General features: G+C 75.1%; 17 protein-coding genes. 12 read left to right on the top strand and 5 right to left on the bottom strand.

Annotated elements, in window-relative coordinates:
* The first annotated feature begins 50 nt into the window (after window positions 1–50).
* A complete protein-coding gene (locus JT721_RS03715; protein WP_205471547.1) occupies window positions 51–1,442 on the top strand; it encodes an ABC transporter substrate-binding protein in 1,392 nt (463 codons plus the stop codon).
* A 79-nt stretch (window positions 1,443–1,521) separates the two neighbouring features.
* On the opposite strand, the gene JT721_RS03710 is transcribed toward JT721_RS03715, so the two are convergent.
* A complete protein-coding gene (locus JT721_RS03710) occupies window positions 1,522–2,886 on the bottom strand; it encodes a ribonuclease D (protein ID WP_205471546.1) in 1,365 nt (454 codons plus the stop codon).
* Window positions 2,886–3,515, bottom strand: coding sequence for a DUF3000 domain-containing protein (locus tag JT721_RS03705; RefSeq protein ID WP_205471545.1), 630 nt, complete (start codon window positions 3,513–3,515; stop codon window positions 2,886–2,888). The genes JT721_RS03710 and JT721_RS03705 overlap by 1 nt, the downstream gene beginning before the upstream one ends.
* 71 nt (window positions 3,516–3,586) lie before the next feature.
* On the opposite strand from JT721_RS03705, the gene hemE reads away from it, so the two are divergent.
* The gene (gene hemE / locus JT721_RS03700; RefSeq protein ID WP_205471544.1) at window positions 3,587–4,636 is read left to right on the top strand and encodes a uroporphyrinogen decarboxylase; all 1,050 of its coding nucleotides are present in this window, start codon (window positions 3,587–3,589) and stop codon (window positions 4,634–4,636) included.
* Here hemE and JT721_RS21600 read toward each other — a convergent pair.
* A complete protein-coding gene (locus JT721_RS21600) occupies window positions 4,633–5,436 on the bottom strand; it encodes an NYN domain-containing protein (RefSeq protein ID WP_205471543.1) in 804 nt (267 codons plus the stop codon). The two genes, hemE and JT721_RS21600, sit on opposite strands and share 4 nt — an antisense overlap.
* A 121-nt stretch (window positions 5,437–5,557) precedes the next feature.
* Between JT721_RS21600 and JT721_RS03690 the strand changes: the two genes are divergently transcribed.
* Entirely contained in the window at window positions 5,558–6,469 is a 912-nt protein-coding gene (locus JT721_RS03690; protein WP_205471542.1) for a DUF4349 domain-containing protein, read from the top strand.
* Between the two features lie 260 nt (window positions 6,470–6,729).
* On the opposite strand, the gene JT721_RS03685 is transcribed toward JT721_RS03690, so the two are convergent.
* The gene (locus tag JT721_RS03685; protein ID WP_205471541.1) at window positions 6,730–7,632 is read right to left on the bottom strand and encodes a LysR family transcriptional regulator; all 903 of its coding nucleotides are present in this window, start codon (window positions 7,630–7,632) and stop codon (window positions 6,730–6,732) included.
* A gap of 147 nt (window positions 7,633–7,779) precedes the next feature.
* On the opposite strand from JT721_RS03685, the gene JT721_RS03680 reads away from it, so the two are divergent.
* The 7 genes from JT721_RS03680 to JT721_RS03650 all read left to right on the top strand — a co-directional run bounded on the left by JT721_RS03680 (window position 7,780) and on the right by JT721_RS03650 (window position 15,015).
* Window positions 7,780–8,943: an LLM class flavin-dependent oxidoreductase gene (locus JT721_RS03680; protein WP_205471540.1), complete on the top strand. Its 1,164-nt coding sequence runs from the start codon at window positions 7,780–7,782 to the stop codon at window positions 8,941–8,943.
* Window positions 8,940–9,455, top strand: a complete 516-nt coding sequence (locus JT721_RS03675; RefSeq protein WP_205471539.1) for an NADPH-dependent FMN reductase — start codon at window positions 8,940–8,942, stop codon at window positions 9,453–9,455. The genes JT721_RS03680 and JT721_RS03675 overlap by 4 nt, the downstream gene beginning before the upstream one ends.
* Window positions 9,452–9,973, top strand: a complete 522-nt coding sequence (locus JT721_RS03670) for a flavin reductase family protein (RefSeq protein WP_205471538.1) — start codon at window positions 9,452–9,454, stop codon at window positions 9,971–9,973. Before JT721_RS03675 ends, JT721_RS03670 begins: the two co-directional genes overlap by 4 nt.
* Before the next feature lie 21 nt (window positions 9,974–9,994).
* A complete protein-coding gene (hemG, locus tag JT721_RS03665; RefSeq protein WP_205471537.1) occupies window positions 9,995–11,398 on the top strand; it encodes a protoporphyrinogen oxidase in 1,404 nt (467 codons plus the stop codon).
* 107 nt (window positions 11,399–11,505) lie between these two features.
* The gene (locus JT721_RS03660; RefSeq protein WP_205471536.1) at window positions 11,506–12,231 is read left to right on the top strand and encodes a DUF4386 family protein; all 726 of its coding nucleotides are present in this window, start codon (window positions 11,506–11,508) and stop codon (window positions 12,229–12,231) included.
* 79 nt (window positions 12,232–12,310) lie between these two features.
* On the top strand, window positions 12,311–14,362 hold the full coding sequence (locus tag JT721_RS21595) for a sensor histidine kinase (RefSeq protein WP_205471535.1): 2,052 nt from the start codon (window positions 12,311–12,313) through the stop codon (window positions 14,360–14,362).
* Window positions 14,359–15,015, top strand: coding sequence for a response regulator transcription factor (locus JT721_RS03650; protein ID WP_307827867.1), 657 nt, complete (start codon window positions 14,359–14,361; stop codon window positions 15,013–15,015). Before JT721_RS21595 ends, JT721_RS03650 begins: the two co-directional genes overlap by 4 nt.
* A 3-nt stretch (window positions 15,016–15,018) precedes the next feature.
* On the opposite strand, the gene JT721_RS03645 is transcribed toward JT721_RS03650, so the two are convergent.
* Complete coding sequence (locus JT721_RS03645; protein WP_205471533.1) at window positions 15,019–15,642, bottom strand: hypothetical protein; 624 nt, start codon at window positions 15,640–15,642, stop codon at window positions 15,019–15,021.
* Between the two features lie 178 nt (window positions 15,643–15,820).
* On the opposite strand from JT721_RS03645, the gene JT721_RS03640 reads away from it, so the two are divergent.
* Window positions 15,821–17,893, top strand: coding sequence for a sensor histidine kinase (locus tag JT721_RS03640; protein WP_307827866.1), 2,073 nt, complete (start codon window positions 15,821–15,823; stop codon window positions 17,891–17,893).
* Window positions 17,890–18,543: a response regulator transcription factor gene (locus tag JT721_RS03635; RefSeq protein ID WP_205471532.1), complete on the top strand. Its 654-nt coding sequence runs from the start codon at window positions 17,890–17,892 to the stop codon at window positions 18,541–18,543. The genes JT721_RS03640 and JT721_RS03635 overlap by 4 nt, the downstream gene beginning before the upstream one ends.
* The last annotated feature ends 1 nt before the right edge of the window (window position 18,544 follow it).

Genomic DNA, 18,544 nt, shown 5'->3' with positions numbered 1-18,544 from the left:
GCCTGTCGCTAGAGTTGCCCGGTCCGGCAGGGGTCGTCTGGGAGGTGCGGGTGCGGAGCAGAAGCGGATGGCTGGTGCTCCTCGCGCTCGTCGCCCTGGTCACCGGGGCGTGCACCGACGACGACGGGCCCGACCCGGCGCCCACCCCGTCGACGCCGGTGGTGCAGCAGAAGGTCGACCTCACCTGGGGCGTCTACGGCGAGCCGGCCGAGGTCGACGACTACGAGCGGGTGGCCGCGGCCTGGAACGCCGAGAGCGACAGCTCGACGGTCACGGTGAAGATCTGGCCGAGCCGCGACGCGTTCGTCGCCGACATCCGGGCCGGCCGCAAGCTGCCCGACCTGTTCCTGGCCTCGCGGCGCGACCTGCAGATGCTCCGCGCCGACGAGCTCACCCGCCCGGTGGGCCAGCTCCTCGACGAGCGCAACGTCGACCTCGGCGACGACTACTCCCGCGACGCGCTCGAGGCGTTCGCGCTCGACCGCGAGCTGCAGTGCATGCCGTGGGCGGTGCAGCCGGGCGTGATCTTCTACAACACCAAGCTCGTCAACTTCGAGCGCATGGAGCAGCGCGGGCTCGACGTCCCCAACACCGAGACCCACGCCGCGTGGAGCCTCGAGCAGTTCCAGGCGGCCGCCGAGTTCGCCACCCGCCCGCGCCGCAACACCAAGGGCTTCTACGTCGAGCCGTCGCTGTTCGGCCTGGCGCCGTACGTGCTGTCCGGCGGGGGCCGGCTCTTCGACTCCGACGACGAGCCGCGGTCGACGGCGTTCTCCGACGAGGACACCCGCTCCGCGCTGGAGGCGGTGCTGCCGCTGCTGCGCGACCCGTTGCTGACCCTGAGCGCCGACCAGCTCGCGCGGCGTACCCCGCTGGAGTGGTTCCAGCGCGGCAAGCTCGGGATGATGGCCGGCACCCGCAGCCTGGTGCCCGAGCTGCGCAGCACCCCCGGCCTCGACTTCGACGTGATGCCGATGCCGCGGGTCGAGGACGCCGCCACGACCGGGGACTTCCAGGGCCTCTGCATCGCCCGCAAGGCCGCCGACGTGCCCGAGACGGCCGACTTCCTCGCTCACGTGATCACGCCCGAGCAGGTCAGCAGCGTGGTGCGCTCGGGCTACATCGTGCCGGCCAGCCAGACCGTCGCCCTGGGCGAGGACTTCCTCCAGCCCGACCGGCTGCCGGCCCACGCGAACGTGTTCACCGACAGCATCGGCGACATGCGGTTCGTGCCCGTGCAGGTCGACATCGCCGCGCTGGCCGCCGCGATCGGGCCGGGCCTGCGGCAGCTGCTCACGGTCAACGTCATCGACGACCTGGTGCCGTTGACCGAGGAGATCGACCGGGAGTCGCTCCGCGTGCTCGACCCCGAGCGCTACGCCGAGCTGGAGGCCTCCGAGGCGGCCTCGCCCTCGTCGTCCCCGGAGGACGACGAGGAGTAGCCGGGCGGGCCCGCGGGGTGCGGTAGTCACGGACGTTCGGCATCCGGTACGGGCCGAACGACCTGTCGTCCGCCCGTGACTACCCCGGTGGGGCGTCGTCGGGCTCGGGCTCCGCGGCCGGCTCGTCGACGGGGGCCGGCGGCTCGGCGTCGGCGGCGAGGATGGCCGCGGTGATGACCGGCTCCGCGAGCTCGACCTGCCAGGGCCGGGCCCCGAGGTCGGTGAGCTGCCGGGCCACCGCGGGCGCGAGGGTGGCGGGGTCGCGCGGCGCGGGCGGCGTCCAGAGCACCCGGCGCAGGTAGTCGGGGGTGAGCACGTTCTCCACCGGCAGCGAGTGCTCCTCGGCCAGGGCAGTGAGCGCCTCGCGGGCCAGCGCCAGCCGGCGGGCGGCGACGGGGTCCTTCTCGGCCCAGGCGCGCGGCACCGGCGGGCCGTCGCCGCGGGGGGTGCGCGTGGGCAGGTCCTTCTCCTCCATCGCCGCGACCTCCTGGAGGGCGGCGACCCAGCGAGCGGAGTAGCGGTCGGCGCCTCGACCGTGGAACCCCTTGGTCGCCATCAGCGACGCCTTGTCGGTGGGCAGCGCCTGGGCGGCGGCCACGATCGCGGAGTCGGGGATGATCCGACCCGGGGTGACGTCGCGGCGCTCGGCGATCTCGTCGCGCAGCTGCCACAGCGCCCGCACCGCGCCGAGCCCGCGGCGTCCGCGCACCCTGTGCATGCCCGACGTACGACGCCAGGCGTCGACCCGGACGGCCGGCTCGAACCGCAGCAGCGCCTCGAACTCCTGGCGCGCCCACTCCGCCTTGCCGGCCTCCTCGAGCTCGCGGCCGAGCGCCTCGCGGAGCTCGACGAGCACCTCGACGTCGAGCGCGGCGTACTCGAGCCAGGGCTGGGGGAGGGGGCGGGTAGACCAGTCGACCGCGGAGTGCTCCTTCTTCAGCCGCTGGCCCAGCACGCTCTCCACGAGCGTGGCCAGGCCGACCCGGGGGTAGCCGAGGAGTCGGCCGGCGAGCTCGGTGTCGAACAGGGCGGAGGGGTGGAGGCCGACCGCGGCCAGGCACGGCAGGTCCTGGGTGGCCGCGTGCAGGATCCACTCGGTGCCCTCGAGCACGGCCTGCAGCGGGTCGAGGGAGTCGAAGGCGATGGGGTCGACCAGCCAGGTGCCGGAGCCCTCGCGGCGCAGCTGCACGAGGTAGGCACGGTTGGAGTAGCGGTAGCCCGAGGCGCGCTCGGCGTCGATGGCCACGGGGCCGGAGCCTGCCGCGATCGCGGCGCACGCCTCGCGCAGCGCCTCGGGCGTCTCGGTGACCGGGGGCAGGCCGTCGCGCAGCGTCAGCAGCGGCGCCGGCGGGGCCTCCTCGACTGGCTCCTCGACGGGCTCCTCGACTGGCTGGGCCGGGGGCTCGACGTCGGGGCTGCGGGGCTGGGTGTCGTCCGGTGCCATCAGTCCCCCGAGCCCCGCTGGCCGCGGCGGCTCGGCATCACGCTGACCCCTTCGGGCACCGGGGGCAGGCCGACGGCGGTGCAGAGCAGCTCGCCCCAGGCCTCCACGTGCGGCCCGACGTCGAGCGGTCCGCCCTCCTCGGCGGGCTGGGGTGTCCAGGAGGCGCGGATCTCGAGCTGGGCGGTGCCGGGCTCGTCGGCCATCCCGCCGAAGCTCTCGCTCGCGACCCGGGTGACGGTGCCGGACTCGTGGGAGAACGTCGCGCCGTGCGCGGCGAGCGCCTCCATCAGCCACGACCAGCCAACCTCGGCAAGCATCGGGTCGGTGTCGAGCTCGAGCTCGATGTCGGCGCGGGCGTAGGCGACGCAGCGGAAGGTGCCGCCCCAGGCGTCGTTGCCGGCGGGGTCGTGGAGCAGGATGATCCGCCCGGTGCCGACGTCGACGGCGTCGACGGTCACGTCGGCGGTGAGTGCCGCGGCGTGCGGGGCGATCCGCTGGGGTGCGGGCATCTCCTCGCAGAACACCTCGGGTCGCAGCCGCGCGGCGCGCATCGTGGCCACCGCCGCCCGGAACTCCGGGGGGCTGGCCTCGGCGCCCGTCCCCGGGCGCGCGTCCTGCCGCACCACCATGTGGCCACCCTAGGCCGGGTCGGTCCCGGGGGGTGTGCGCACACGCCGCACGACCTGCGAGGCTTGACCTCGTGAGCAGCACCCCCCACCCGCCCGCAGGCCCGACCGACAGCGCGTTCCTGCGAGCCGCGCGCGGGGAGCCGGTGCCGCACACGCCGGTGTGGTTCATGCGCCAGGCCGGCCGCTCGCTCCCGGAGTACCTCCGGCTGCGCGAGGGCGTGGGGATGCTCGAGTCGTGCATGGACCCGGCGCTGACGGTGGAGATCACCCTCCAGCCGGTGCGCCGCTACGGCGTCGACGCGGCCATCTTCTTCTCCGACATCGTGCTCCCGCTCAAGGCCGTGGGCGTCGACCTCGACATCAAGCCCGGGGTGGGCCCGGTCGTCGCCGAGCCGGTGCGCACCCTCGCCGACGTCGAGGCGATCCCCGACCTCACCCCCGACCAGGTCCCCTTCACCACCGAGTCGGTGCGCACCCTGGTCGCCGAGCTCGGGGCCACGCCGCTGATCGGCTTCGCGGGGGCGCCGTTCACCGTGGCGTCGTACCTCGTCGAGGGCGGACCTTCGAAGGAGCACGCCCGCACCAAGGCGATGATGTTCGGGGCCCCCGACGTCTGGGACGCCCTGATGCGCAAGATCGCCGGCATCTCGGCGGCCTACCTCGAGGTGCAGGTCGCGGCCGGTGCCTCCGCCGTGCAGCTCTTCGACTCCTGGGCCGGCGCGCTCACCCCGGCCGACTACGCCGAGCACGTGATGCCCCACTCCGCCCGGGTGCTGGCCCGCGCCGGCGAGCTCGGCGTGCCGCGCATCCACTTCGGCGTCGGCACCAGCAACCTGCTGACGCTGATGGGCGAGGCGGGGGCCGACGTGGTGGGCGTCGACTGGCGCACTCCGCTGGCCGACGCCATCCCGCGGGTCGGCGGCCGCGGCGTCCAGGGCAACCTCGACCCCACGCTGGTCTTCGCCCCGACCGAGGTGATGACCGCGCGCGCCGCCGAGGTGATCGAGGCCGGACGGGCCGCCCGCGGCCACGTGTTCAACCTCGGCCACGGCGTCATCCCCAGCACCGACCCCGACCAGCTCAAGCGGCTGACCGAGTTCGTGCAGTCCTACCCGCTCTAGTCGGGGGTCTTCGCCGCCGTCTTCTTCGCCGCGCTGCGCCCGGAGCCGCGCCGCGACGACGCCGCCTTCTTCGCGGGCGCATGTCGCGGGCTCAGCCGCACCAGGACGGGGCCGCCGCCGTCCTGCTCCACCTCGAGGTAGTCCTGGCCGCGGGCCAGGGCGATCAGCTTGGAGTAGCCGTAGTTGCGGGGGTCGAACGACGCGTGCCGGGTGCCGAGGTAGGTGCCCACCGCGCCCAGGTGGGCCCAGCCGTCGTCGCCGGAGGTGGTGTCGATCGCGGCGCTGAGGATCGTGCGCAGGTCGGGCAGCCTGGCGGCACCGTCGGCCTCGTCGGTCTCGTCGGCCTCGTCGGGCTCGGGGTCGGTGCCGAGCACCTCGAGGAACACGAACCGGTCGCAGGCCGCGACCAGCGCCTCGGGCGTGCGTCGCCGGCCGAAGCCGTAGACGGTCTTGCCCGACTCGCGCAGCCGGGTGACCAGCCCGGTGAAGTCACTGTCGCTGGAGACGATCGCGAACGCGTCGAGGTCGCCGGTGTAGAGCAGGTCCATCGCGTCGATGATCAGCGCCGAGTCGCTGGAGTTCTTGCCGGTGGTGTAGGCGAACTGCTGCATCGCGCGCACGGCGTTGCGGTTGAGCTCGTCCTTCCAGCCCGACAGGTGCGGGTTGGTCCAGTCGCCGTACGCGCGCTTGACCGTGGGCGACCCGTACTTGGCCACCTCCTCCAGCAGCAGGGGGAGGTGGCGCACGGAGGTGTTGTCGGCGTCGATGAGCACGGCGAGCCGGGCGTTGGAGTCGGGCACCCGACCAGACTAGGCCGACCCCGGGTCGACCCCGGGTCGGACGCCGGGGCGACGCCGGGTCGGACGCCGGGGCGACGCCGGGTCCCGGAACCGGCGCGCGGCCGCTGCCGTCCGACCCTGCATGACGCGCACCCTGACGCGGGCGCTCGGCGCCCTGGCCGCGACCGCCGTGATCGGCACCCTCGGAGCGGCGTGCTCCCCCGCCTCCGACGACGACTCCGCAGGCAACTCCTCCGGGGGTGCGGTGTCCGAGCCGGCACCCGCCGAGGCCGCCGCCGACACCGACACCGCCGCCGTTGCCGACGATGCCGGCGCGCCGGGACGGCAGGCCCCGGCGATGGAGCAGAAGCTGATCGCGAAGGGCTCGGTCGGGCTGCGCAGCAAGGACGTCGCGCAGGCCCGCTTCGACACCCAGGCGGTGGCCGACGACCTGGGTGGGGAGGTGGAGGAGAGCTCGACCGAGACCGACACCGAGGGCACCGTCGAGCGGGCCCGGCTCGTGCTGCGGATCCCGACCGAGCAGTTCGACGAGGCGATGGCCGCGCTCGAGGAGGTCGGCACCCTGGTGTCGTCGGGCGGGTCGACCAAGGACGTGACCACCGAGGTCCTCGACACCGAGGTACGGGTCGAGGTGCAGCGGCGCAGCATCCGGCGGATCCAGGCGCTGCTGGAGCGGGCGGAGTCGATCCGCGACATCGTCGACATCGAGGCCCAGCTCTCGCGCCGGCAGGCCGACCTGGCCGCCCTGGAGCGGCAGGCCGCCTACCTGGCCGACCAGACCTCGATGTCGACGATCACCGTCAACATCCAGCGCACCCGTGAGAAGGGCGAGCCCCGGGCCGAGGACGACGACACCGGCTTCCTCGCCGGGCTGGCCGGTGGGTGGGACGCGCTCAGCGCGACCGGCACCGGCCTCGCCACGGTCGCCGGCGCGCTGCTGCCGTGGCTGGTGGTCGGCGGCGTGCTCGCCGTGCCCGGCGTGCCGCTGCTGCGCCGGCTGCGTCGCCGCCCGGCGGCGCCGGTCGGTCCCTGAGCCTGCTCACCGCTGCCTGGGGTGGGGCCAAGCGGGGTGGCGGTGGGTGAGCCGCCGTTACGGGTGGGTGGATGGGGGCCTGCTCACCGCTGCCCGGGGCCAGGGTGGCGGTGGGTGAGCCGCCGTTGCAGGTGGGTGGATGGAGGCCTGCTCACCGCTGCCCGGGGTGGGGCGGGGTGGCGGTGAGTCAGCCCCCGTCGCGGCTGGAGGAACGGAGGCCTGCTCACCGCTGCCCGAGCCACGACCCCCGTCAGCCACGCTCAGGCCGGCGGCGTACGACGCGCCTGAGTCACCAGGGCGTCGTGCAGGCCGCGCACGGCGAGCGGCGCGTGCCCCGAGCGCTGCTGCAGCACCAGCGTGACCCGGGTGCGGTCGGAGGTGATCGGCCGCCAGGTGATCAGGCCGGCCCGCTCCATCGGGTCGCCGGCGACGCTGTAGTCAGGCAGCACGGTGAGGCCGAGCCCGTCGGCGACCATCAGCTTGCCCATCTCGGCGCCGTCGGTGCTGTGGCAGGTCACCGGCATCTCGGCGCCGAACAGCCGGTGCACGAACCGGTGCATCAGGTAGCCGGCCCGCATCGCGACGAACGGCTCGGCGCGCAGCTCGTCGAGCGTGACCGAGTCGCGCTCGGTCAGCGGGTGCCCGGCCGGCAGCACGACGACCGGGCGCCCGTGCAGCAGGTCGGTGCCGACCAGGTCGGGGGCCGGGTCGTCACCCCCGAGCAGGTTCACCAGCCCGAGGTCGAGCGAGCCCTCGGCGAGTCCGACCCGGATGTCGGCCTGCTGGGCGTTGAGCACCTCGACGGTGCTGCCCGGGTGGCTCTCCTGGAAGGCCCGGAGCGCCGGCACCAGCAGGGTCGAGCTGGCGGTGTTGACGGTGCCGAGCCGGATCAGTCGGGTACCGGCGCTGCGGTCGCCAGCGGCCTCCCGCAGCCGGGCCACCGCCTCGAGCACGTCGACCATGTTGTGCAGCAGATCGCGCCCCTCGCGGCTGATCCGGGCGCCCGAGCGGCGGCGGTCGAGCAGCGTGACCCCGAGCTCCCGCTCGAGCTTGCTCACCGCCTCGCTCAGGGCCGGCTGCGAGATGTGCAGCGACTCGCTCGCCCGGCGCAGCGACCCGTGCTGGGTCACCGCGGCGACGTACTCCAGCTGCTCGATCCGCACGGGGGTCCTCCTCGGCCCGGGTGGAAGGCGCTGCCTGTCACCCGATCGTCCATTCCTGCGGCGTCGTGACCCGCGCCGCCTTGCATCCGCCGCAATAGTGTATCAATCTGGTTGACATACGTTTGTTAGCGGAAGGACACATACCCCATGAGCAACCTCGCGTTCCACTGGTTCCTGCCCACCAACGGCGGCGACGGCCGCCACGTCGTCGGCGGCGGGCACGGGGTCTCCGCCGGAGCAGCGGGCCGTCCGGCCTCGGTGCCGTACCTCGGCCAGGTCGCGCGCAGCGCCGAGCAGCTCGGCTTCGAGGCGGCGCTGACGCCGACCGGCGCCTGGTGCGAGGACGCCTGGGTGACCACCGCGATGCTCACCGGCCTCACCGAGCGGCTGAAGTTCCTCGTGGCCTTCCGGCCCGGGCTGACCTCGCCGTTCCTCGCCGCCCAGATGGCCGGCAGCTTCCAGAACCTCTCGGGCGGCCGGCTGCTGCTCAACGTCGTCACCGGGGGCGAGAGCGCCGAGCAGCGGATGTTCGGCGACTTCCTCGACAAGGAGCAGCGCTACGAGCGGTGCGACGAGTTCCTCCACATCGTCCGGTCGCTGTGGCGGGGGGAGACCGTGACCTTCCGGGGCAAGCACCTGAGTGTCGAGGACGCCGTGCTGACCCAGCGCCCCGGCCCCACGCCGGTCATCTACTTCGGCGGCTCGTCGCCGGCCGCCGGCCGGGTCGCCGCCAGGCACGCCGACGTCTACCTCACCTGGGGCGAGCCGCCGGCCGCGGTGGCCGAGAAGGTCGACTGGATCCGCAAGCTCGCGGCCGACGAGGGCCGCGAGGGCGAGGTGCGGTTCGGCATCCGCCTCCACACCATCGCGCGTGACACCGCGGAGGAGGCCTGGGCCGAGGCGGACCGCCTGCTCTCCCACATCGACGAGTCCGACATCGAGCGGGTGCAGAGCGGGCTGAGGCGCAGCGAGTCCGAGGGCCAGCGCCGGATGCTCGAGCTCAACCGCGGCAGCAAGGACGGCCTGGAGATCCACCCCAACCTGTGGGCCGGCGTCGGGCTGGTGCGCGGCGGGGCCGGCACCGCCATGGTCGGCAGCCACAGCGAGATCGCCGACCTGGTCGAGCAGTACGCCGAGGTGGGCATCGAGGAGTTCGTGCTCTCCGGCTATCCCCACCTCGAGGAGAGCTACTGGTTCGGCGAGGGCGTGCTCCCCGAGCTCGCGCGCCGCGGCCTGTGGTCCCACCCGGTCGCGGCCGGGAACGGCAGCGCCTCGGTGCCGTTCGGCGCCGGCTCCCGGGCGGCCTCGTGACGTCGCCCGCCCGGGTCGCCGTCGTGGTCGGCAACCCCAAGCCCGCCTCACGCACGCTCGGCGCCGCGGTGCACGTGGCGCGCGAGCTCGCCGGCCGCGAACCCGACCTGGTCGTCGACCTCGGCACCCTCGGCGCCGCGCTGCTCGACTGGTCCGACCCGACCGTCGCCGGCCTGGTCGCCGAGGTGGGCGCTGCCGACCTCGTCGTGGTCGCGTGCCCGACCTACAAGGCGACCTACACCGGCCTGCTCAAGCTCTTCCTCGACCGGTTCGCCGGCGGCACCGGGCTGTCGGGCCTCGCGGTGCCCCTCATGCTCGGCGCCGGCCCGGCGCACGCCCTGGCCCCCGAGCTCACCCTGCGCCCGGTGCTCGCCGAGCTCGGCGCCACCACGCTGCGCGGCCACTACGTCGTCGACAGCGCCGTCACCGACCCCGCGGCGTACGACGCCTGGCTCGCCGCGGTGCGCCCGTTCGTGACCGCCCACCTCGACCGGACGGGAGCCCCCGCATGACCGTCACCCCGCTCACCACCAACCAGGACCTCGACCCGCAGCGGCTCCGCGAGGCGTTCGGCATCTTTCCCAGCGGGGTGGTGGCCGTGGCGGCCGAGGTGGAGGGCCGTCTGGTCGGGCTGGCCGCCAGCTCGTTCACCTCGGTGAGCCTGGACCCGCCGCTGGTGCAGTTCTCGGTGGCCAACACCTCGAAGACCTGGCCCGACCTGCGTCGGGCCGACCACCTCGGCATCACGATCCTCGCCGACCACCACGGCGCTGTCTGCCGCCAGCTCGCGGGCGACGTCGACCACCGCTTCGACGGGCTCGACGTCAGCGCCACCGCCGACGGCGCGGTGACCCTCGACGACGGGCTGGCACGGTTCGACACCTCGGTCTACCGCGAGGTCGAGGCCGGCGACCACACGATCGTGCTGCTGCGGCTGCACGCCGTGGCGCACCCCGCGGCCGGCGAGGTGCCGGGGTTGCCGCTGGTCTTCCACCGCTCCGGGTTCGGGAGCCTGTCCCGCCCCGCCTGAGGCGTCTGACACGCTGGAGCGGTGACCGGACCAGCGCGCGCAGCACGGGTCGCGGTGGTCGGGGCCGGCGTCGCCGGGCTCACCGCCGCGCGTGACCTGCGCCGGGCCGGCCACGACGTGACGGTGCTCGAGGCGGCGCCCCGGATCGGCGGCAAGCTGCTGCGGGCCGAGGTCGCGGGCGTGACGGTCGACGTGGGCGCCGAGGCGATGCTGGCCCGGCGGCCCGAGGGCGTCGGCCTGGCCGCCGAGCTCGGGCTCGAGGTGGTGCACCCGGCCGTGCAGGCCTCGCACCTGTGGACCCGGGGCGCGGTGCGGCCGCTGCCGCGCTCGCTGATGGGCGTGCCGACCGACCTCGACCAGGTCGCGGCCGCCGGGGTGCTCTCGCCGGAGGGCCTCGACCGCGCCCGCCACGAGGACCTCGACGCGGCGGTCGGCCCCGACGACGTCAGCATCGGCGACCTCGTCGACCGGCGGCTGGGCCGCGAGGTCACCGACCGCCTGGTCGAGCCGCTGCTCGGGGGCGTCTACGCCGGCCGGGCCCGCGAGATCTCCGCCCGCGCCGCCCTGCCCCAGCTGCTGGAGCACGCCGCCCGCGGGTCGCTGCTGGCCGCCGCTGCGGCGCTGCCGCCCGCCACCGGCCCGACGTTCGGCGGCCTGGTCGGCGGCCTCGGCACGCTGACCGAGGCATTGGCCGAGGCATTGGCCGACACATTGGGCGGGACGCTGGCCGACGGCACCGTGGTACGCACGGGCGCGACCGTGCGCGGCCTGGCCCGCACCGAGCACGGCTGGCGGCTGCTGGTCGGCCCGACCACCGCAGCGGAGCCGCTCGACGTCGACCGGGTGGTGCTCGCGACCCCCGCCGCCCCGACCGCCCGGCTGCTCCGCGACGTCGCCCCGGTGGCGGCCGCCGAGCTGGCGGCGGTCGAGTCGGCGTCGATGGCGGTGGTGACGCTGGCGTTCCGCGCGGCCGACCTGCCCGACCTCACCTCGGCCGGCTCCGGCTTCCTGGTGCCGCCCGTCGACGGGCGCCGGATCAAGGCCTCGACTCTGTCGTTCGCCAAGTGGGCCTGGGTGCGCGCCGCCGGCGGCGACCTGCGGCTGCTGCGCACCTCGCTCGGCCGCCACGGCGAGGAGACCACGCTGCAGCGCACCGACGAGGAGCTCGTCGCCGACTCGCTGACCGACCTCGCCGAGGCGCTCGGCGTGCTCGCGCTCCCGGTCGACAGCCACGTGCAGCGGTGGGGCGGCGGCCTGCCCCAGTACGCCGTCGGCCACGTCGAGCGGGTGGCCCGGGTGCGCGCCGAGGTCGCCCGGCTGCCCGGTCTGGCCGTCTGCGGCGCGGCGTACGACGGGGTGGGCGTCCCGGCCGTCATCGGGTCGGCCCGGCGCGCGGCCCGGGACATCGGCGACATCGACGCCTGAACGACGACCCCGCTGTCCCTCGTGGGCGGGACAACCGGCCCGGCACCTTCTGGTCACCAAGCACGACGACCCGGCGCCACCCGGCGCCCGCACAGGAGGACCCCCGCATGACCACCCACGTCAGCACCAGCAACCCCGTCCGCTCCGACGTACCCGCCGGTGACGGGTCCGCGGCTGCCGCGACCGGCGGCCGCTCCCGCGCCTGGACCGTCGCCGGCATCGTCGCCGGCGTCTGCGGCCTCGGCAGCATGGTCACCTCGAGCATGGTGACGCCCGTCTACGACCCCGACCTGGTCGACGACACGAGCAAGGTGGCCGCCGCGCTCTACGACCAGACCAACCAGATGCTGGCCTTCCACTTCTTCGCGCTCGTCGGCGCGGTGACGCTGGTGGTCTTCGCCGCCGGCCTGCACCGCCGGCTCCGCGACCGGATCGCCGACGGCATTGCCGCCACCGTGGCGGTGGCCGGCCTGGTCGGCACCTCGGTGGTGCTCGTGCTGGGCTCCGGCCTCGACACCGAGTTCTACTGGGCCTTCCAGGAGGACGAGGCCATCGTCGACGACGCCAACGCGGCGTTCTACAACCACTGGCTCGGCACCATCCCCTGGGTCTGGGTGCTGGCCGGCCTCGCCGGCCTGGCGCTGTTCTCCGCCTTCCGCGCCGGTGCCGTGCCGCGCTGGATCGGCCTGGTCGGGCTGGTGCTCGGCGGCCTGACCCTGCTCGTCGGGATCTCGCCGTTCCAGTACATGGCCGGCATGACCGGTCCGCTCTGGCTGCTGGTCACCGCGATCGGGTTCGCCGTCGGCGACAAGGCCTACCGCTCGGCCGCCTGAGCGGGCCATCGTGCCCCACGCGCAGGACACCGGTGCCGGTTCGGCCCCCTCGGGGCCGGACCGGCACCACAATGTCCGGGTGCCACCCCCCTCCACCCGTCGCCAGCAGTGGGCGGTCGCCGTGCTGCCGGTGCTGTGCCTCGCCGGGCTGGCCGCCACCGTCGCCCTCGACCTGAGGACGCCGGCGACCGGCCCCGGCGCCGACCTCGCACCCGGCTACGGCTGGAGCTACGCACTCAACGGGGTGGTCCTCGGCGTGTGCGGCACCGTGGTGCTGCACCACGACGTGCGCCAGCGGTTCGGCTGGCTGCTGGGGGCGCTCGGGCTGTTCTGGGTGCTCGACGGGCTGGCCCAGGCCTACGTCCGGTTCGGGATCCGCCCCGACGAGGTGCTGCCCGGGATGACCTGGGTCTTCTGGTTCCTCGTCCGGTTCGGTGGCTTCCTCCCGGTCTCGATCGCCGCGCTGCTGCTGGTCTTCCCCACCGGCCGGTTCCTGCCGGGCTGGTGGGGCCGGCTCGGGCGCGTGGCTATCGGCTTCATGGTGACCACGGTGCTGGTCAGCCTGGTGATGCCGTCCGGCGGCACGGTCGAGGGCGTGCCGGTGCCGGCCGGGGTCGACGCCGACCCGGTGTCGCTGCCCTTGTCGGCCGGGGTCGGCCGGGCGTTCGCGACCGGGATGCTCTCCGTCTCGGTGGTCGCCTTCCTGGTGCCGATGGCCACCGTGGTCGTCCGCTACCGGCGTTCGGATGGCCTGGAGCGCGACCGGATGCGCTGGTTGGTCTGGAGCGTCGTGGTGATGGCGCTCGCCATCCTGGCCACCTTCGCCATCAGCACCTTCTGGTTGGAGAACGTGCTGCTCTTCCTGGTGATGGTGGTGCCGGCGGCGGGCATGACCGTCGCGATCGTCGACCCCCGGGTGGTCTCGATCGAGGACCTGCTCAACCGCACGGTCGTCTACGGGGGGCTGTCGGCCATCCTGGTCGGGCTCGACATGGCGGTGCTGGCGCTGCTGGCCCTGGTGCTCGGCGACGCCCTCGACCAGCGCCAGGTGGTGTTCCTGGTGCTCCTGCTGACCGCGGTGCTCTACGGCCCGCTGCGCTCGCGGCTCTGGGGCTTCGTCCGGCGGGTCACCCTGGGTGACCGCGACAATCCCTACGACGCCGTGGCCGGCCTGGCCTCCACGCTCGAGACCGCCGACGAGGGCCCCGAGCAGCTGGCGGCCGTCGCCCGGGCCGTCGCGGCGGCGTTCGGCATCGGCTACGTCAGCGTGGAGGTCGATCGCAGCGGCGGCGAGCGCCTGGTGGCCACCCACGGCGAGCGGCCGGACCGGGTGCGCGCGCTGCCGATCACCTACCGCGACACCGAGGTCGGTCGGCTGGTGCTGCCCGAGCGCGGCCTGCGCAGCCGGCTCTCGCGCCGCGACGAGCAGCTGCTCGGCGACCTGGTGCGCCAGGCCGCGACCGCCGCCCGCACCAGCCAGCTGGCCGCCGAGCTGCAGGAGAGCCGCGAGCGGCTGGTGGTGGCCCGGGAGGAGGAGCGGCGGCGGATCCGGCGCGACCTCCACGACGGTCTCGGCCCGGCGCTGAGCGGTGTGGTCTTCCAGCTCGAGTCGAGCCGGCTGCTGGTGGGCAAGGACCCCGCCGCCGCCGAGGCCGGCATCGCCGCGACCAGCCGCCACGTCCAGGAGGTCGTGGCCGACGTCCGCCGGCTGGTGCACGACCTGCGCCCGCCGGCCCTCGACGACCGTGGGCTGGTCGGGGCGCTGCAGCAGCAGGCCGAGAGCAGCTTCGGCTCGACCCTCCAGGTCACGATCGAGGCCCCCGACGGGGCGGCCGGGCTGCCGGCGGCGGTCGAGGTCGCGGCGTACCGGATCGTCGGCGAGGCCCTCAACAACGTCGCGCGCCACTCCGGCGCGCAGCACGCGCGGGTGGGCCTCCACCTCGTGCACAACCACCTGGTCGTCGAGGTCGTCGACGACGGCGTCGGGATCCGCCCCGAGGCGCAGGCCGGCGTCGGCCTGGTCTCGCTGCGCGAGCGGGCGGTCGAGCTCGGCGGCCGCAGCGAGGTCACGTGCCCGCCGGACGGCGGGACCACGGTGAGAGCATGGCTGCCCCTGAGGAGGAGCACGTGAGCGAGATCAGAGTCGTGGTCGTCGACGACCACCAGATCGTCCGCGACGGACTGGTCGCCCTGCTGGGGGCGCTCGACGGCGTGGAGGTGGTGGGCTCGGCCGAGGACGGCCGCGACGCCCTGCACGTGGTGGCCGAGACCCGGCCCGACGTCGTGGTGATGGACATCCAGATGCCCCACCTCGACGGCATCGAGGCGACTCGGTTCATCACCGGCAAGCACGCCGACGTGCGGGTCGTGATGCTCACGATGAACGAGGACGACGACACCGTGCTCGCCGCGATGCGCGCGGGCGCCTCCGGCTACCTGCTCAAGGGGTCGGGCGCCGACGAGGTGCACACCGCGATCCGCGCCGCGGCCGGCGGCGGCATGGTCTTCGGCGCCTCGCTGGCGGGCAAGGTCGCCGGCTACTTCTCCTCGGCCTCGGCGCCGGCCCAGGCCCTCGAGGAGCCGTTCCCCGACCTCTCCGAGCGCGAGCGCACGGTGCTGCAGATGCTGGCTGCCGGCAAGTCCAACGACGCCATCGCCGGCGAGCTCTACGTCTCCAACAAGACCGTGCGCAACACCGTCTCGGCGATCTACGCCAAGCTCCACGCCGCCGGGCGGGCCGAGGCGATCGTCAAGGCACGCGAGGCGGGGTACGGCCGCGACTGACCCTCAGCCCTGCTTGCGGGCGACCACGACGCCGAGACCGCCGTAGCCCAGGCAAAGGTGGACCACCGAGACCGCGAGGCCCACGTCGTCGCCGAAGGCTCCCATCACCGGGATGACGACCAGCGCCCAGCTCTCGGCGCCCAGCGGCCACCAGCGCGCCGGTCCGCGCCACCGGCCCGCGATCGCGATCCGCACGCCGACCGTGAACATGCCGAGCATCGACAGCGGCCAGCTCGCGTCGAGCAGCGCCCAGCCGACCCGGTCCATGTCGGTGGCCCCGACCGCGTCGGAGATCGTCGAGCCGATCGCCAGCACGACCAGGACCGCCACCACGCGCACGTAGACGTGGGCGACCCGGCCCTGGCCGAGCGCCCGGGTGCGGTCGACCACCCAGAGCAGCCCGAGCAGCCCGAGCTGGAACGGCGCCCCCAGCGCGGCGTAGGTGAGGCGGTCGGCGCGGGTCTCGGGGTCGAGCCCGAAGAGCAGCTGCCCGGTGGCCCAGCCGACGGCGCCGAGGGTCAGCAGCACGCCCGGCACGACGTACGGCCGGCCAGGCGCGGCGTCGGTCGGCGGAGGGGTGGGCCGGACGTCGGAACGGGCGGCGGGCGGGGTCTGCTCGAGGCTCATCGGTGGCTCCTTGCGCTGGCTGGGGGACTGCTCCGCCGCCACCGTCGCGGGGCCGGGCTCCCGACGGCAGGGGACGGCGTCCTCCGGGGCGTCCCCGGCCGCGTCCCCTCCTGCGTCCCAGCCACCTCGGGACGATCGGCCCGCGACCCCGGGACGGGTCGGCGCGCAGACTGCTGCGGTGACCGCGACCACCGCTCCCCGGGGCTCCCGGGCCCGGCGGCTGCGACCCGGGCCGACGCTGGTGGTGGCGGTCGCCCTGGCGCTGGTGGTCGCGGCGCTGCTGCTCGACCTCCGGCACGACGCCGCCGACCGGCAGCGGGCCGACCTGGGCTGGGGTGGACCCACCGGCGCGGTGGGCCTGCTCGTCACGGCCTGCGCGGCCACGGTGCTGACCCTGCGCCCCCGCCACCGGGTCGGCGTGGTGATGGCCGGCACCGGGTTGCTCTGGGCACTGGCCGGGCTGGCCGAGTCGTGGGTGGTGCACGGCCTGGCGCACGACCCGGTGCTGCCGCTGACGGGGTTCGCGCTGTGGGTCGTCGCCCAGTTCTGCGCGGTGCTGCTGTGCGGGCTGCCGGTGGTGCTGGTGCTCTACCCCGACGGGCGGCTGCTGGCGGGGTGGTGGCGCTGGACGGCGCTCGCCTGCGTGGGGCTCTCGGGCGTGCTGGCGGTGGCGCTCTGGTTCGCCCCGGGCGAGGCGGTGGCGCGGCTCTCGCCGCTGCCGCTGGACACCGGGGTGCCCGGCCTGCCGGTCGACCCGGCGGCGTACGCCGAGGTGCTGCGCTGGGCCCGGGGGCTGACGCTGCTGTCGGTGCCGCTGGCCGTGCTGCTCGTCTTCGTGCGGCAGCGCCGGGCGGTCGGCACCGAGCGGCTGCGGCTGCGGTGGCTCGGCTGGGCCGCGGTGATGTGCCTGGTCTTCGGCGCGCTGGCCCTGGTCGCGCCGGTGGGCGCGCCGGCCTGGGTGGCCCTGGTGCTCTGCCTGGCCGTGACCGCGGTGTCGGTGACGATCGGCGTCGTGGCGCCCGAGGTCACCGACGTCGACGCGCTGATGGGCGGCACCCTGGTCTTCGCCGCGGTCTCGGCCACGGTGGTGGGCTTCGACCTCGCGCTCGTCGGCCTGCTCGACGCCGTCCTCGGCACCCGCCTCGACGAGCGGCGGGTCACGCTCCTGGTGCTGGTGGTCGCGGTGGCGGCGTACGGGCCGCTGCGCACCTGGTTCGGCGCACTGGTGCGGCGCGCGCTCGTGGGCCGGCGCGGCGACCGCTACGACGTGGTCGCCGGGCTGGCGGCCCGGCTCGAGGAGGCCACCGACGTCGAGACCCAGCTGCCCGCACTGGCCGCCGAGGTGGCCGACGCGTTCGGGCTCGGCTACGTGCGGGTCGAGGTGGTCGGTCACGGCGGGGGCGTGCTGGTCGCCACCCACGGCACCGAGCCGACGGCGACCCGCGAGGTGCCGATCCGCTACGGCGCCGAGGAGATCGGCCGGCTGGTGCTGCCCGACCGGGGCCTGCGCACCATGCTGTCGCGGCGCGACCAGGAGCTGCTCTTCGACGTGGTGCGCCAGGGGGCGGCGGCGATGCGGAGCAGCCGGCTGGCCGCCGACCTGCGCGCCAGCCGCGAGCGGCTGGTGCTCGACCGCGAGGAGGACCGCCGCCGGATCCGACGCGACCTCCACGACGGGCTCGGCCCGGTGCTCGGCGGGGTGGCGATGCGGCTCGACGCCGTCGCCAACGCGCTCGACGACGACCCCGGGGCCGCGCGGCGGATGGTGCTGCGCTCGCGCGCCGACATCACCGAGGCGCTCGCCGACGTGCGCCGGCTGGTGCACGACCTGCGCCCGCCCGCGCTCGACGACCTCGGGCTGCTCGACGCGCTGCGCCAGCAGGTGGAGCGGGTGCGGCCCGACGGGGTGGCGGTGGAGGTCGAGCCGGTCGACCTGCCGGTGCTCCCGGCCGCGGTCGAGGTCGCGGCGTTCCGGATCGCCTCGGAGGGGGTGACCAACGCGGTGCGGCACGCGGCGGCGTCGCGGATCACCGTGCGGCTGGTGGGCGGACCTGCCGACCTGCTGGTGGAGGTGCGCGACGACGGCCGCGGCATCCACCCCTCGGTGCCGGCAGGGGTCGGGCTGCGGTCGATGCGCGAGCGGGCCGACGAGCTCGGCGGCCACGCCCAGGTCGACTGCCCCGCCGGTGGCGGCACCCGGGTGCGGGCCCGGCTGCCGCTGGTGCCCGCGTCCGTGGGGGTGGGACGATGAGCGCGCCGGTGCGGGTGCTCGTCGCCGACGACCACCCCGTCTTCCGCGACGGGCTGGCCTCGCTGCTCTCGACGCGCGACGCCGTAGAGGTCGTCGGCACCGCCGCCGACGGCGCCGAGGCGGTCGCGCAGGCGGTGCGGCTGCGCCCCGACGTCGTGGTGATGGACCTGCAGATGCCCGTGCTCCACGGCATCGAGGCGACCCGGCGGCTCACCGCCCAGGTGCCCGACACCCGGGTGCTGGTGCTGACCATGGGCGAGGACGACGGCACCCTGCTCGCGGCCGTTCGTGCCGGGGCCCGCGGCTACCTGGTGAAGGGCGCCAGCCAGGACGAGGTGCACCGCGCGATCTCGACCGTGCACGCGGGCGGGATCGTCTTCGGCGCCTCGCTGGTATCGCGGATCGGCGACCTGCTCTCGGGCGCGGGCACCGGGCCCGACCGGTCGCCGTTCCCGGAGCTGACGGAGCGCGAGGTGCAGATCCTCGACCTGGTCGCCGCGGGCCGCAACAATCTCCGGATCGCCGAGGAGCTGTTCCTCGCGCCCAAGACGGTGCGCAACTACGTCTCCACGATCCTGGCCAAGCTCCAGGCCACCGATCGCGCCGAGGCCATCATCCGGGCCCGCGACGCCGGCCTCGGCGGCGGCTGAC

It is taken from the genome of Nocardioides sp. SYSU D00038 (genome assembly GCF_016924665.1).
GTDB lineage: Bacteria > Actinomycetota > Actinomycetes > Propionibacteriales > Nocardioidaceae > Nocardioides.
This window is presented reverse-complemented; position numbering and strand designations above follow the sequence as displayed.

Bases quoted from the DNA above. Each gene is read 5' to 3' on its own strand.
- JT721_RS03710 (WP_205471546.1), bottom strand. From the start codon at position 2,886: ATGGCACCGGACGACACCCAGCCCCGCAGCCCCGACGTCGAGCCCCCG.
- JT721_RS03705 (WP_205471545.1), bottom strand. From the start codon at position 3,515: ATGGTGGTGCGGCAGGACGCGCGCCCGGGGACGGGCGCCGAGGCCAGC.
- JT721_RS03690 (WP_205471542.1), top strand. From the start codon at position 5,558: ATGACGCGCACCCTGACGCGGGCGCTCGGCGCCCTGGCCGCGACCGCC.
- JT721_RS03680 (WP_205471540.1), top strand. From the start codon at position 7,780: ATGAGCAACCTCGCGTTCCACTGGTTCCTGCCCACCAACGGCGGCGAC.
- JT721_RS03670 (WP_205471538.1), top strand. From the start codon at position 9,452: ATGACCGTCACCCCGCTCACCACCAACCAGGACCTCGACCCGCAGCGG.
- JT721_RS03660 (WP_205471536.1), top strand. From the start codon at position 11,506: ATGACCACCCACGTCAGCACCAGCAACCCCGTCCGCTCCGACGTACCC.
- JT721_RS03645 (WP_205471533.1), bottom strand. From the start codon at position 15,642: ATGAGCCTCGAGCAGACCCCGCCCGCCGCCCGTTCCGACGTCCGGCCC.
- JT721_RS03635 (WP_205471532.1), top strand. From the start codon at position 17,890: ATGAGCGCGCCGGTGCGGGTGCTCGTCGCCGACGACCACCCCGTCTTC.